Annotated in this window: 14 protein-coding genes, 1 tRNA gene and 1 riboswitch; of the genes, 10 read left to right on the top strand and 5 right to left on the bottom strand. The window is 27.7% G+C overall.

Going from position 1 to position 15,600, the window contains the following annotated elements:
- Positions 1 to 26: 26 nt before the first annotated feature.
- The 3 genes from pstC to phoU all read left to right on the top strand — a co-directional run bounded on the left by pstC (position 27) and on the right by phoU (position 3,374).
- On the top strand, positions 27 to 1,817 hold the full coding sequence (gene pstC / locus Q0K19_RS04745) for a phosphate ABC transporter permease subunit PstC (protein WP_297245841.1): 1,791 nt from the start codon (positions 27 to 29) through the stop codon (positions 1,815 to 1,817).
- 23 nt (positions 1,818 to 1,840) lie between these two features.
- Positions 1,841 to 2,650, top strand: a complete 810-nt coding sequence (pstB, locus tag Q0K19_RS04750; protein WP_297245843.1) for a phosphate ABC transporter ATP-binding protein PstB — start codon at positions 1,841 to 1,843, stop codon at positions 2,648 to 2,650.
- 82 nt (positions 2,651 to 2,732) lie between these two features.
- On the top strand, positions 2,733 to 3,374 hold the full coding sequence (gene phoU, locus Q0K19_RS04755; protein ID WP_297245845.1) for a phosphate signaling complex protein PhoU: 642 nt from the start codon (positions 2,733 to 2,735) through the stop codon (positions 3,372 to 3,374).
- Between the two features lie 80 nt (positions 3,375 to 3,454).
- Here phoU and Q0K19_RS04760 read toward each other — a convergent pair whose 3' ends face one another.
- The 3 genes from Q0K19_RS04760 to Q0K19_RS04770 form a co-directional block, all read right to left on the bottom strand.
- Complete coding sequence (locus tag Q0K19_RS04760; RefSeq protein ID WP_297245847.1) at positions 3,455 to 4,243, bottom strand: ABC transporter ATP-binding protein; 789 nt, start codon at positions 4,241 to 4,243, stop codon at positions 3,455 to 3,457.
- Between the two features lie 15 nt (positions 4,244 to 4,258).
- Positions 4,259 to 5,164 carry an ABC transporter permease gene (locus Q0K19_RS04765; RefSeq protein WP_297245849.1) on the bottom strand — a complete coding sequence of 302 codons (906 nt, stop codon included), beginning with the start codon at positions 5,162 to 5,164 and terminating at the stop codon, positions 4,259 to 4,261.
- A gap of 480 nt (positions 5,165 to 5,644) precedes the next feature.
- Positions 5,645 to 6,616: an ABC transporter substrate-binding protein gene (locus Q0K19_RS04770; RefSeq protein WP_297245851.1), complete on the bottom strand. Its 972-nt coding sequence runs from the start codon at positions 6,614 to 6,616 to the stop codon at positions 5,645 to 5,647.
- A gap of 831 nt (positions 6,617 to 7,447) precedes the next feature.
- Between Q0K19_RS04770 and Q0K19_RS04775 the strand changes: the two genes are divergently transcribed.
- The 7 genes from Q0K19_RS04775 (at position 7,448) to Q0K19_RS04805 (ending at position 15,075) form a co-directional block, all read left to right on the top strand.
- Complete coding sequence (locus Q0K19_RS04775; RefSeq protein ID WP_297245853.1) at positions 7,448 to 7,960, top strand: hypothetical protein; 513 nt, start codon at positions 7,448 to 7,450, stop codon at positions 7,958 to 7,960.
- Between the two features lie 14 nt (positions 7,961 to 7,974).
- Positions 7,975 to 8,526: a hypothetical protein gene (locus tag Q0K19_RS04780; protein ID WP_297245856.1), complete on the top strand. Its 552-nt coding sequence runs from the start codon at positions 7,975 to 7,977 to the stop codon at positions 8,524 to 8,526.
- A gap of 210 nt (positions 8,527 to 8,736) precedes the next feature.
- A riboswitch (cobalamin riboswitch) is annotated at positions 8,737 to 8,870 on the top strand.
- Between the two features lie 68 nt (positions 8,871 to 8,938).
- The gene (locus Q0K19_RS04785; protein WP_297245858.1) at positions 8,939 to 9,325 is read left to right on the top strand and encodes a hypothetical protein; all 387 of its coding nucleotides are present in this window, start codon (positions 8,939 to 8,941) and stop codon (positions 9,323 to 9,325) included.
- Positions 9,291 to 9,500 carry a hypothetical protein gene (locus Q0K19_RS04790; protein WP_297245860.1) on the top strand — a complete coding sequence of 70 codons (210 nt, stop codon included), beginning with the start codon at positions 9,291 to 9,293 and terminating at the stop codon, positions 9,498 to 9,500. The genes Q0K19_RS04785 and Q0K19_RS04790 overlap by 35 nt, the downstream gene beginning before the upstream one ends.
- A 59-nt stretch (positions 9,501 to 9,559) precedes the next feature.
- Positions 9,560 to 11,545: a TonB-dependent siderophore receptor gene (locus Q0K19_RS04795; protein ID WP_297245861.1), complete on the top strand. Its 1,986-nt coding sequence runs from the start codon at positions 9,560 to 9,562 to the stop codon at positions 11,543 to 11,545.
- A 209-nt stretch (positions 11,546 to 11,754) separates the two neighbouring features.
- A complete protein-coding gene (locus tag Q0K19_RS04800; RefSeq protein ID WP_297245862.1) occupies positions 11,755 to 12,885 on the top strand; it encodes a 1-propanol dehydrogenase PduQ in 1,131 nt (376 codons plus the stop codon).
- Between the two features lie 420 nt (positions 12,886 to 13,305).
- Positions 13,306 to 15,075: a hypothetical protein gene (locus Q0K19_RS04805; protein WP_297245865.1), complete on the top strand. Its 1,770-nt coding sequence runs from the start codon at positions 13,306 to 13,308 to the stop codon at positions 15,073 to 15,075.
- 7 nt (positions 15,076 to 15,082) lie between these two features.
- Here Q0K19_RS04805 and Q0K19_RS04810 read toward each other — a convergent pair whose 3' ends face one another.
- Together Q0K19_RS04810 and Q0K19_RS04815 are read right to left on the bottom strand one after the other, a co-directional pair.
- Positions 15,083 to 15,427, bottom strand: a complete 345-nt coding sequence (locus tag Q0K19_RS04810) for an ankyrin repeat domain-containing protein (RefSeq protein ID WP_297245868.1) — start codon at positions 15,425 to 15,427, stop codon at positions 15,083 to 15,085.
- Positions 15,428 to 15,527: 100 nt separating this feature from the next.
- A tRNA-Ala gene (locus Q0K19_RS04815) sits at positions 15,528 to 15,600 on the bottom strand.

The following is a 15,600-nucleotide window of genomic DNA, read 5'->3' on the forward strand; positions in this document are numbered from 1 at the left end:
AAATAATTTAATTTAGGATATGTATTTTGGATAACAATATTAATAAACATATAGTTAATGAAATACTAGATAATGTTATGAGATATGTATTTTTTATATGTTCTATATTTTCTGTTATAGTTGTATTTTCAATATGTATTTTTATATTTATCTATAGTATTCCAGTATTTAAAGAAGTTGGATTTTTCAAATTCGTTTTTGGTATGAATTGGTCTCCATCATCAAAAGATTTTGGAATATTACCAATGATAATTGGTTCTATATATGTAACAATTCTTGCCACATTATTAGGCGGAGGATTTGGTTTTTTCACTGCAGTTTATATATCAATGTTCTGCCCAAAAAAATTAAAGATAGTATTATCACAAGTTATAGACTTACTTGCTGGAATACCTTCAATAGTTTACGGTTTTTTTGGTATGGTAGTATTAGTACCTTTTTTAAAAAACATTTCTCCAAATGATGTGGGCGAAGGAGTATTGGCTAGTTCTATAATACTTGCAGTGATGATACTTCCTACAATAACATCTATTACAAAATATAATTTAGAAGCTGTGTATAAATATTATTATGATGGGGCAATAGCTTTAGGAAATACTCATTCACAGGCTATTTTTGGAGTTATTGTTAAAGCTGCAAAATCAGGCATATTTTCTGCTATAGTACTTGGTATGGGAAGGGCTATTGGTGAAACTATGGCGGTTATGATGGTTGCTGGAAATGCACCTTTTGTACCTAAAGATTTATTCTCATATTTTAGAACTATGACTATTAATATAGCCTTAGAAATGGGATATGCAACAGGAATTCATAGATCTGCATTAATAGCTACAGCTTTTGTATTATTATTATTCATACTCATTATTAATATAGTACTTTCACTATTAAAAAGAAATAATTTATATTTTTCATTTTCTTTCTCTAGTCTTTTCGGCAAGAATAAAGAATTAAAAGCCAATGTAAATGACTTTTCTTTCAAAAATATAAAAATGAAAGTATCAACTATAAAAGCTGATGCATTAAAATATATTTCAGTATTTGCTGCTGCAGTATCAACATTGCTTCTAGTATTTATAGTATTATTTATCTTAATAAGGGGAATACCTCATATCAATTTCAATTTATTATTTGGAAAAAGTAATAACTCTCAAATGACATTATTGCCTGCAATAGTTTCAACAGGTATGATGCTTTTTATGTCGCTTATAATAGCAATACCTTTAGGAGTGTTTGCAGCTATTTACTTAACTGAATATTCAAAAGCTAAAAGTAAATTAATATCTGTAATTAGAATATTTACCGACAGCTTATCAGGAATTCCATCAATAGTATTCGGTCTTTTCGGTATGTTAGTATTCGCTAATCTATTTGGTATAGGAAGAAGTATATTAGCAGGTTCATTAACTTTAGTTTTAATAATACTGCCATCTATAATAAGACAAACAGAAGAAACATTATTATCAATACCTACAAGTTTGCGTGAAGGAAGTTTGGCTTTGGGAGCTTCAAAAGTAAGAACAATATTTAAAATTGTATTGCCTTGTGGTTTTTCTGGTATTATGACCTCTGTCATTTTAAGTATAGGAAGAATAGTAGGTGAAAGTGCTGCTTTGATATATACAGCTGGTGCAGTAAGATATATGCCTAAAGGTTATTTAAGTCCTGGAAGTTCATTTTCAGTTATGATGTGGATGTTCTCAAGTGAAGGCTTATATATTAATCAGACTTTTGCAACTGCCAGTATTTTGCTTATTATGGTTATACTTCTTAATGCTTCACTATTTATTGTTAATACGAAGTTAAAGAAAGATTATTAATAATATTATTGAAAGGATAAAAAATGGGTAATGATATAAATAATACAACAAACAATAATGTAAATTTTGACTTTAATACTGATACAGCTATAAAAGTAAAAGATTTAGATTTATATTATGAAAGTTTTCAAGCTTTAAAAAAAATTAATATTGATATAACTAAAAATAGTGTAACAGCTTTTATAGGGCCTTCAGGATGCGGAAAGTCTACCCTATTAAAAACATTTAATAGAATGAATGATTTAGTTCCAAACTGCAGAATAGAAGGCGACATTGAAATAGCTGGGGTTAATATATATAATAAAAATGTAAATGTATCATATTTAAGAAAGAATGTGGGAATGGTATTTCAAAAATCTAACCTTTTTGCTATGAGTGTTTATGATAATATAGCTTACGGCCCTAGAACTTTTGGAATAAAAAAGAAATCTAAATTAGATGAAATAGTTGAATATAGTTTAACTAAAGCGGCTCTTTGGGACGATATAAAAGACAGACTTAATAAAAATGCTTTAGGTTTGTCTGGAGGTCAGCAGCAAAGATTATGCATAGCAAGAGCATTATCCGTTAATCCTAAAATACTGCTTATGGACGAACCTACAAGTGCATTAGATCCAATAAGTACAGGAAAAATAGAAGAATTAATAGATGAATTAAAAAATGAATACACTATAGTAATAGTTACTCATAATATGCAGCAAGCTATGAGAGTATCTGATAAAACTGCTTTCTTCTTGTTTGGTGAAATTGTAGAATACAGCAACACAGAAGAAATATTCTCAAAACCTAAAGATGAAAGAACAGAAAGATATATTACAGGAAGATTCGGTTAATTAATAATTTATTATTATTGATGAATATAAACTTTTATTTATAAATTTGTAAAGCATAACAAAATAAGAAACGGAGATAAAAATGAAAAAATTTGAAGAATTAAATAAATTGATAGAACATGTTACTGAAGCAGGCGACATGATATTAGAGGCTTTAAGAAATTCTACCAAAGCATTAACTAATGGAGATATTGAAATTGCAAATCAAGTAATAGAAAATGACAGAAACATAAATAGAATATCATATAAAATAGAAAGCTCATCTTTAAAAATGCTTTTATTAGAACAGCCTGTTGCTACAGATTTAAGAATAGTATCATCAGCATTAAAGATAGCTACAGATTTAGAGAGAATCGGAGATCAGGCAAAGGATATATGCGACTTGCTTAGATTCTTATTAGAAGGAAATATATATAAGAAGAATCTTGATATTATAATAGAGATGTCAAACATAATAGAATATATGATAACTAATTGTCTAAATGCTTTCAAAGAAAAAAATGCTGAACTTTCAAAAAATGTTATAGCAAAAGATGATGAGGTTGATAAGCTATTCTACAAAATGCGTGATTCTATGGTTGAGCTTATTAAAAGCGGTGCTGAAAATGCCGATCAGGCTATATATTTAATGATGATAGCTAAATATTTTGAGAAGATGGGAGATCATGCAGAAAATATAGCTAAATGGGTTTACTATTATAGTACAGGCGAAAGATTTAAATAATAATTATTTATATAAAAAACTCCTAACTTCATATAGTCGTTAGGAGTTATTTTTTATATTTTAATTTAATTATATTTTAATTATGATAATAATAATTTATCGCTTAAAGAACCGTCAGCAGTTTCAAATTTCTTGAGCAAGTCAGCTATCTCTAAAGATTTTTTCTCTTCACCTGAAACATCATATATGATATTACCATCATTCATCATTATAAGTCTGTTTCCGTAATGAATAGCATCTTTAATATTGTGAGTAACCATAAATGCTGTTAGCTTATCTTCTCTGATGATTTCTTCTGTTAAATCTAATACTCTTTTAGCTGTTTTTGGGTCAAGTGCCGCAGTATGTTCATCTAATAATAAAAGTCTGGGTTTTTTTAAAGTAGCCATAAGCAAAGTTAATGCCTGTCTTTGTCCGCCTGATAAAAGCCCTACTTTTGACTGAAGCCTTGTTTCAAGTCCTAAATCAAGTCTTTTTAATTTTTCCACATACTCTTCTCTTTCGGCTCTTGTTATACCCCATCTTAAAGTTCTTCTTTTACCTTTTCTTTTAGCAAGTGCCAAATTCTCTTCTATACCCATATTAGAAGCGGTACCAACCATAGGATCTTGGAAAACTCTGCCGAAAAGTCCTGCCCTTGCATACTCTTTCTTATCTGTGATATCTACTCCGTCAACCGATATTGTACCATAATCAACTTCATAAACTCCGGCAATCAAATTGAGAAGAGTGGATTTTCCTGCTCCGTTTCCGCCTATAACTGTTACAAAATCTCCGTCATTTAATTTAAGATTAACACCTTTAATGGCTTTTTTCTCTGTGATAGTGCCTCTATTAAATGTTTTATAAACTTCTTTTAATTCTAACATAAACGCCCCCAAATATTATTTTCTTTTTCCGCCTACTACTCTTGTAACTTTTCTATTAATTACAGGCACTGAAAGAGCAATAGCAACTATTATAGCGGTAAGAAGTTTTAAATCTGTAGCCTTTAATCCCAACTGAAGAACTATAGCTATTATTATTCTGTATATTATAGAACCCATTACAACAGAAGCCAATTTGTACCAGAATGAGAATCTATTACCAAATACAACCTCCCCTATTATAACAGAGGCAAGCCCTATAACTATAGTACCAGTTCCCATACCTACATCAGCATATCCCTGACTCTGAGTAACCAAAGCACCGGATAAAGCAACCAAAGCATTTGATATCATAAGTCCTATTATTTTCATAACATTAGTATCAACACCTAATGCCCTAATCATTCTTTCATTATTACCTGTAGCCCTTATAGCACAGCCCATTTCTGTACCGAAAAACCAATACATCAAAGCTATTATTATTACAGAGAATATAAATCCTACAAGCAAATCTGATAAAACTTTACTCAATGAAAGCATATTTTGAATAATAGTTAAAGAAGTATCTATTCCCAAAAGCGGTATATTAGGTCTGTTTCCCATAACTCTAATATTAATAGAATATAATGCAATCATTGTAAGAATTCCTGCTAATATTCCGGGTATTTGCAATTTAGTATTTAAAAAACCTGTTACAAATCCAGCCAAAGAACCTGCCAAAAAAGCAAAAAACAAAGTTATAAAAGGATTCATACCATTAGATATAAGTATAGCACTTACTGCACCGCCTAAAGCAAAACTTCCATCAACAGTCAAATCCGGAAAATCCAAAACCTTAAATGTAATATAAACCCCAAGAGTCATTATTCCCCAAATGATACCCTGAGATGCTGCACCTTCTATTGCTAAAAAAATCCCTTCCATACTATCCTCTTACTATTTCTTATAAAATTGTAATTTATTATTACCAATTATAATAAATTACAGATATAAACTAGCTTTTAATTATATGACAACTAAATTATCATCTAATAATCTATAGCTTTTAATATTTCCAACTATCAACTAGCTTTTTATTAATTTATACTAAAAAGTTTTTGTTGTTCTTTTTCCCGCCGCAAAAAGAACCAAAAAGTGCAAGTATAAAGTTAGTACTAAATCATGCTAAAATTATCTTACATATAAAAAATATAGCCATTCGCCTGTCATAGACACACTTCTCACTGTAAACTAGCTTCGCATATGGCATGCCAAAGGCGGATATTGTCCACCGAGTATGGACTATTAGCAAAAGAAGCCAGGTTCAGCACCAAAGTGAGTAAAGCCACAAATATAAAAAGAAAAATACAACTTTATTTTCTGACAAACTATATTTGTATTCCTATATTAGTTAATTTATTAATTTTACTTATTATATAATGATTCTGGTATTGTTATGCCAATGCTATTAACCATATTAGTATTAACTACCAAATCAAAAGTTTTTAATGTTTCTATAGGCATAGTTGCAGGCTTTTTTTCTCCTTTTAATATAGCAACTGCCTGAGTAGCTGTCAATTTTCCAAGTTCATAATAGCTTATAGCATAAGTAGCAGTACCGCCTAACATAGTCATACCGCCCTCGCCGCAAACTACAGGAAGTTTAGCAGGTTCAGCAACTAAAGCAACTGTAGCCATACCAGCTGCAATCATATTATCAGTTGGTGTATAAATAGCTTCAACTTTTCCAACTACGCTTTGAACAACCTGCTGTATTTCATTAGCAGATGTTACTGTTGCATCTATATATTTTATTCCCATAGAATCTAATTTCTTTTTTGCTATATCCATTTGGAATACTGAATTCTGTTCGCTTGAACAATATAAAAGTCCTACTGTTTTTAAGTTAGGAGTAATTTCATTTAATAATTCTATTTGAGCTTCTACAGGTGTTAAATCAGAAGTACCTGAAACATTTCCTCCAGGTGCATTATTATCAGCAACGAGCTTTGCTGCTGCAGGATCTGTAACTGCTGTAACAAGTATAGGTATATCTTTTGTCATATTTGCAACTGCCTGAGCTGCTGGTGTTGCTATTGCCAAAATCAAATCACTTTTATCATTAACGAACTTTTGTCCTATAGTTACACAGTTAGCCTGTTCGCCTTGAGCATTTTGATAATCTATAATAATATTTTTACCATCTTCATATCCTGCTTCTTTAAGTCCATCAACAAAACCTCTGTATGAAGCATCTAATGCATCATGTTCTATTAATTGAAGTATTCCGATTTTAAATACTTTATCTCCTGCTGCATTAGAATTAGAACCTCCTGAAGAACAGGAAATAAATATCATTGATGCTATGATAAATAAAGAATATAGATATTTTTTCATAATCAAACTCCTATTTTTAATAGAAAAAAAATTTTAAGAAACTATATACAGTAATTATACTACATATAATAATAATGTCAATTAATAATTATCATATTATTAATATATCAAAATAGTTTTTGAAAAATAAAATATAGTTATTATATAGGATTTTATTGAAGTATATAAGATAATTTTTATAACATAAATATGTAGTCTATATTAAATATATTAATAATATTTTTAATCTTTACATATAAAGCTACTTGATATAATATAGTTTAAACATATAAAAAGGAAATCTTTATTAAATAGCTTTTAATTAAAAATTTAAATATATGAAAATATCTTGCGACTATATATTGGGATAATCAAACAGAAACAGGAATGACAGCCCATTACATACTTGTAATAATAGATGAAAACAGTACCGAACAAGCTTGGTACAGCGGCGGCAGTGATGAAACCGTTAAGCGGTTATATAAAGCCGCTCATTTTTTATTGAAACTAAATCATTTTTTTACATACAAAAAGATAATTTATACATTTTATTAAACAATATGAATTTTTTATATATAAAATAATAATAGCATCATTTTTTGAAAATTATACAATATTTTTAATCTTTACATATAAAATGACTTGATATAAAAAGTCTTATTTTATATAATATAGTTAAAATATATGGGAATGAGGGTGAAAATCCTTCGCTGGCACGCAACCGTAAAGCTTAATTCAATAGAAATTAACAAAGTCGGATACCATTTTATACAGGCGAGTGCACTATCAAAAATCCTGCACTCCTTTATTAAATAGCTTTTAATTAAAAATTTAAATAAAGGAGCATTATTTATGCAAAAACAAATCAAAATTTTATTAACAATTTTAATGGCTTTAGCCTTAGCAGTATCATGTGCTAAAAACAACCCAAACAATCCAACAGAAGACCCAAATATACCACCAGATAATGAATGGGTAAATAATCCTAATTTTACTAAATTACAGAAAACATGGCAAGATAAGGATTACAATACTTCTAAATATGTTATTACTGATAACAAATTCGATAGTTTATATAATGATTCAGTAAGTTATTCTTTTGATATAAAATATATTAACTGGAGTAGTGATACTGCAGGTATAATATACGGACAATATACAGCTAATTCATATTCACAAGAAGTAGTAGGAAAATATTATGCTGTTTCATTTAAAGATTTGACAGATACAACTGTAAAAATTTCTGGTGCTTATAAAAGCGGAGGAGTTTCTGCAACTGATACATTAGCAGAAGCAAAAACTACATTCACTGAAGCTGGCGGTTATTTTGGTGTTTATTCAGATTGTACTGCTGTTACTAAATAATTTAGAGGTATACCATGAAAACTAAAAAATCATATTTATTAATTATAATATTTTCATTAATTATATCATGTTCTAATCCTTCTACAAATCCTGATAATAATAATCAAAATACTTCATCATCTGTAAAGGCTGTAACTTCTGGAGTGCATACTATACAATACGGAACTAAAACTTCTGAAATTGATGTAACAGATGAAGCTCAGTTAAAAACTTTATGGATTACTCTAGTATCTGGAAAAAATGTTTATAAATCAAGTGATTATTCAGCTGTAAGCGGAAACTTTGATAATAATGCTAATTATTATGACAGTACCGATACAGTAAATATAAGAACAAAATTTATAAAATGTGCAGTATATGAATATAATAATAAAAAATATCTTGCTGCTGTATATTGGGATAATAAAAATACAGGCATGCCTAGCAGTTACCGTTTGATAATTGCAGACGAAAACGGCATTGAGCAGGCTTGGTACGGCGGCGGAAGCGATGAAAGTGTTATACCAGATGAAAATACTCAGTGGACTAAATATGATTTTGTTTTCGGATATTTAAAAGAATATTAATTTAATAAAAATATAAGGGGCGGCGATATAAAGCCGTTCCTTTTTATTTTTTAATAATAGTAATTTTTATATAAAAAATATAATTGTTACATTTTATTAAACAGTACATTTTTTTATATACATAAATATAAAAAATATCATTTTGTGAAAATTATATCATCTTTTTGAACTTTATTTGTAAAAACAGCTTGATAAAAAAACATTAGAATATATAATACAATGCGTATAAATAATAATTTATATATGGGAATGAGGGTGAAAATCCTTCGCTGGCACGCAACCGTAAAGCTTAATTCAATAGAAATTAACGAAGTCGGATACCATTTTATACAGGCGAGTGCACTATCAAAAATTATGCACTCCTTTATTAAAATTGCTATCAATTAAAAATTTAAATAAAGGAGCATTATTTATGCAAAAACAAATCAAAATTTTATTAACAATTTTAATGGCTTTAGCCTTAGCAGTATCATGTACTAAAACTCCAACTAACCCAACTAATGATGGTTCAGGAAACGGATCAGATGGAAATAGAACATATACTTTCATAGCTTCAGAAGAAATGTTGGCAAAACCTTGGACTGACCAAACAAAAAAAGATTATTTTTTAAATAGTTGGAAAGGTAATTTCGCAAATCAAACTATATATAAAGACAGCACACTTTCTACTATAAATGGTACAACAGATGCAGATTGTAATTATTACAATGATGGAGATACTACTATTACAGCAAAATTCAAATATGCTACTAATGTAGTTAATAATGAAAAAAAATTATATAGGCGGTTTATATTATAATGCTAGTGGTTTTACTGGTTATAAATGGTATATTATGTACATTAATGAAGAAGGTGCTGAAATATGTGTTAATGCTAAAAAAACTTTAAGTGATGATGAAAATACTTATCCAGATGCTAGTACGGAATGGTGGGATACTCCAAGTGCAACTTATGGATATGTTAAATTAAATTAATTTAATAATTGAATAATAATCAAGGGAGAATTATTTTATTTCTCCCTTTTTATACGAATATGAAAAAACTAAATATTTACTTCACAGCATTATTTATTATAACAGCAATATTTTTTAAGGCTCAAAACATCAATGCCCAGACTTACCTTATAAGAGAACTTAAAGGCGGTATTTGGGTTACTTCTCAAGTTGAAATTACTAATGCAGTTCAGACGAATCAAACAAACAACATTGCAGCTGCTCCAAATATTCCTAAAAATCCTATCAAGATAAACAGCAATGTAATAACCTCTGAAGAAATTGAAAGAAGAGGTTATAAAAATGCTCAGGAAGTATTAGCTAATCAGCCGGGATTCGTTAATAAAGGTTCTTATATGGGTAATGAATCAGTTGAGCCTGCAGGAGGAAGTGCCGACAACATGAAAATATATGTTAATGGTGTTCTTATGAATACAGCTAAAGGAAATGCCGATGCCGGAGTTGATTTAAGGAGAATACCCTCAAACTTGATAGAAAAAATTGAAATTATAGGAAACTCTATTTATATAACTACTAAAACACCAGTAGAAGATATTTTATTAATATCATTGGGTTATGGTGCATATAACACTGTTACACCATCAATACTCTTCTCTAAAAATTTTGACAACAAACATATTGTTACTTTTACAGCCGATTCTTATTATACTGACGGCAATTATTATTATGATTTTTCAAATCAAGCAGGAAAACCTATAATAGGATATCTTAATGATAATAAACAGCTTATTATAAACTCATCATTAGATTATAGATATAATTTTGAAAATAAAGATTATTTAAGGGCTTTTGTTAATATATCATATTCGGATGCGGTATCAAAATATAAATTACCTCCGGACAACACAACCGATTCATGGTTTAAATTTACTACACTAACTTCATCTATATCATACAATGGATTTTCTGATATACTTGATTATAATGTAAATTTATCTTATGTATTTGATTCTTTTGTAGACAGACCATATTATAAAAATGGAAAACCTATTTCTGATTATAAATCGCATGGAATAGCTTTAAATGCTAATCTTTCAAGAATGGATGAACTTTTGCCAAATACAATAACATTATATAATAAATTAACTCCTGAATATAGATATGACTTTTTAATGGAAGATAAAAACGCAGTAGAAACAAATTATAATTTTATACCTCAAAGACATTCTTTATCATTATTGTATGAACCTCAATTATCATTTGGTTATTGGGATGATAATACGCCAATATTTTCATTGCTTCCAAGTATAAGATATGAATTTCAGCATGAAGATTTTGACAATAGCAGGAATAATAATTATTTAGCATATACTGTTGGATTTAACTTAAACTTTTATAAAGGATACAGTTTATATTTTTCATATTCTCATGATTATTCTGTACCTACTTTCAATGATTTATTTTATAATAATTTTGGAAACCCTTATTTAAAGCCTGAAGAATACAATCAAATATATACTAAACTTACTTTAGAGCCAATCACAAATTTAAAAATAGAAACTTCCTACACATACACAGTATATACAAATAAAATAGTTTGGTATTCAACAATTCCTCAAAATGTAGACTCGGCAATCTCTCATATAGTTACGCCAAGTGTAGAATATAGTATACCTTTTGCCCAGTATCATAAAATAAAAACAAAAATAGGTTATTCTTATCAGCTTGCATATATGGGGAAAGATAAACTGCCAAAAATAGGCTTGCCGGAGCATGTAGTTACTGCATTATTAGGTTATGACTTTGTACCAAAAAATAAAATATTAAGTTCATTATCTTTAAATATTTACTACACCTACTCTGCCCCAAGACCTTTATCTGAATATAAGCCTATATATTATTCAGAAGTTTTTCATGATTTTAATATATCATTCTATTCTATATGGTTTGAGCATTTAATATTTTCTATGCATTTTAAAAATATTTTAAATAGAACACCTATTCTATCTACCTATTCTGTTGCTAAACCATTTACTTGGGAATTTGAGATTGGATATAATTTTTAATAAAAAAATAAAAGAATAAATAAAATATTTGTTTTTCATAAAATGAAACATTCATATTTTTTGTTTTATATTGAACATATCACTCAAAAATATGAAACAAATTTAGTATTTTAATAATATTCTATTGACTTTTATGTACATACCTATATACTTAATATTAGTAGAGCTCCAATAAATGTTCTGCCTATATGCTGTAATAGGAGTTGTCAATGATAGAATTCATATTAAATACAAAAATAATATCTGGTCATAACGCTTTATTAGAATTAGACTTTTCAAAATTTAAAAGAGTTTCTATTTTTACAGACAATAATATGCTTAAAATCGGTGCCTGTGATTCGACAATAGAATTAATGAAAAAAAATAATATAGATTATGAAATTTTTTCGGATATAGAACCTGATCCTAGTTTTGAAATAGTTATAAAATGTTTAAGTAAAATTTTAACATTTGAATCAGATACCATAATAGCCATAGGAGGCGGTTCGGTAATAGACACTGCTAAATCTGTCATATATTTTGCTTTAGAAATAAATAAAAGAATGCCAAGCGGTTTAAAAAAGCCTTTCTTCATAGCAGTCCCTACTACAAGCGGTACAGGTTCTGAAGTTACTTCATATGCTGTAATCACTGATAAAGAAAATCATCAAAAAGTTCCTTTGCTTTCAAATAAAATGCTTCCTGATATAGCTTTACTAGACTCTCAATTTACTTTGACCGTACCTCCTAGAATAACTGCTGAAACAGGAATGGATGTTATGACTCATGCCTTTGAGTCTTATGTATCTGTTAATTCAAGCCCATTTACTATGCCTTATAGCGAATATGCTATAATAGGAGTTTTTAATAATATTTCAAAAGCTGTTCATAATGGAAAGGATGTTAAGGCAAGAATAGCTATGCATGAATTATCCTGTACTGCTGGAATAGCTTTTAATAATGCAGGCTTAGGTTTAATACATGCTATGGCTCATGCTTTAGGAGGAAGATTCCGTCAGCCTCATGGAAGAGCTAATGCAATATTAATGCCTTATGTTATAGAATATAATGCTATGCACTGTAAAAAATCTGCTGCTAAATATGCAAAAATTATCACTCTATTAAATGTTAAAAATATAGATGATATCACTGCAAGTAAAATATTAAAATCTCTTATTTTAGAATTAAATAAAACAATAGGAATAAATCAGAAAATAACAGATTATGGCGTAGATAAAGCAGAATTTGAAAATGCAATAGATGAAATGGCTTCACATGCTCTTAAAGATGTATGTATATTAACTAATCCTGTTAAGCCTAGTTTGGAAGATGTAAAAAATATATATAGAAATCTAATTTAAAAAATAATTATAGTTTATTTATTTGATAATGTTTTATATATACCTAAACAACTATAGTTTATCAAAAAAATAGTTTTTATGTTTTTATTATTTTCGGGGACTAGCCCCCGCCCCCCCACTTCTTTTGGTGACCCAAAGAAGCAAAAGGACTGCATTTTTAACTTAAATTTTAGGTATCACCATACATTTAATACATATTCTTGAAATATTAAGTCGTAGTATATGCGTTTTTTGCAACTTTTTTGAGCGACAAAAAAGTTGATAATACATTTACAAAATATAAAAATTGATAAAATATAGTTGTTTAAATATATTAGATGTATACAAATTATTTATTTTAATTTTCACAAAAAATATTTTGCAATTTTAATTTACTTTAGTATAATCTTTTATATATATAAAAAATATAATGAGTTTCTTATGTTAAAAGATATATCTAATTATATAAAATATAGAATTGACAGAATGCTTAATAAAGGGCTTTTCTATCAATTAATGCTTTTAGTATTTGCAATTATAATTCTGCTTTTAATAGTATCAATATTTATAATAGTTTTTTTTCAGTATCCGCCTAAAGATGCATTTTGGGATAGTTTGATGCAGTTTATAGATACTGGAAATATATCATCTGTTGAAGGAAATACTGGTATTGTTATAACTTTTTTAATGGTAACTTTTGTAGGGGTATGCGGCTGGGGTTCTCTTATAGCTATGATTAATAAAGCTTTGCAGGATAGAATAAATAATCTAAGTAAAGGCAATGCATTTATAATGGAAAAAAATCATGCCATTATTTTAGGATACGGTGAAGAAGCTCTCACTATAATAGAAGAATTCATTAAAGCCAAAGTAAAAACTATTGTAATATTATCTGAACATAATGTCGATGTTATAAGAAAAAGAGTTTCATTTATAAAAGGATATAAAAAAACAAATATAATAATAAGAGAAGGAACTACAAGCAGAATAGAAAATATAAAGCTATTAAATATATCAAAATCATCAAGCATATCAATAATAAATAATGATGATACAGAATCACTAAATATATTATTAGCTTTAAAAAAGATTATAGAAGAAATTGACGAAAATAAAATTGAAAACAAAATTAATATATGTGCATTAGTTCATGAAGAAGATACTATTGAAATAATCAAATCTATTGAAAATAAAAATTTTGTTATTCATGTAATTTATAAATATGAAATTCTTTATAAACTTATAGCACAAAGTATAATTTATACCGGACTAAGCAATGTTTATGAAGATCTATTTTCTAATGACGGAAATGTATTTTATATAGAAAATGATCATGATTTTGATAATTGGAAATTTGAAGATGCAGCTTCAAAATATTTTGATAAGGGCATGATATTACTTGGAATAACAAAAGAAGATAGAAGTCAAATTTTAATACCTAATTATGATTATATAATAAAAAAAGAAAACAGACTAATAATATTATCAAAAAACAATTATGATAATACTATAAAAGAATATCCTGATATAAAACCTAATATCATTAAATATAAAAACAATATTCTATTAATATGTGAAGAAAAAAGATATAATGAAATAATAAAAGAAATTTCAGAATATATAGAAAATAATAATATCACTATGTTAAGTTATGATTTGATAAAATCCCAAAAGAACAAATATAAATTCATGCTAGAAAAACTAAAAAAAGAAAATACAACAAAAATAGTATTAATATCAGAGGATAATATCACAGATGTAAAAAGTATTAATATACTTTTAATAATAAGAGAAATAATCAAAAAAGAAAAATTAAATATAGCAATATTATCATTATTAAACTCAATACAAAAAAGGAATTTAATATATTCAGATGATGTAAGAGACTTTATAGTAAGCGGTAAACTTATAGGTATGCTTATGGCTCAGGCTTCTATAAGCTCAAATATATTATATATTTTCTACGGACTTCTAAGCAGAAATGGAAAAGATATTATAATGTCTCCATATTCTGATTATTTCAATGAATCTAGAACTTTTAAAGATGTATATTTTACTCTATTAAAGAAAAAAACAATCTTAATTGGAATTAAAAGATACAATGATATTATTTTAAATCCTAATTCTGAATGCATGCTTGACAATAAAGATGAAATTGTAATTATAACAAATTATATATTAGAAGAAGAAAATGAAGAATTAATTTTTTAATATAATATCATTCTAAGAGTTTTACTATATTATTATAATTGTTCATCTTAGCATAATATAAAGCATCATTTCCATGTTTATTTACTATAGATTTATCAGCATTTGCTTTTATTAACAACTCTACAACTTTAACATGTCCTTCCATACATGCTAATATAAGAGCGGTATTTCCTACATCATCCTGTATATTAACATTAATATTTTTAGCAATGATTTTTTCTATAACATCTTCATCCCCAAATATTGCAGCATCTAAAAATGTTTCTTCATCTTGATTTAATGGATAAAGTTTATCAAATGATATAAAAGTTAAAGCTATGATCATTAATGGTATGAGTATAATATTTTTCATTATGAATATCCTCCTCTTTTATTATCGGAGAAAAATTATTTATAGTTAAAAAATAAAACCATTCTCAAATAATAATTCAAGAATGGTTTTATGACCGATGTGGAGGTTATGGGGATCGAACCCACGACCTACTGCGTGCAAGGCAGTCGCTCTCCCAAACTGAGCTAAACCCC

Origin of the sequence: uncultured Brachyspira sp. (genome assembly GCF_944393015.1) — a bacterium.
Classification (GTDB): domain Bacteria; phylum Spirochaetota; class Brachyspiria; order Brachyspirales; family Brachyspiraceae; genus Brachyspira.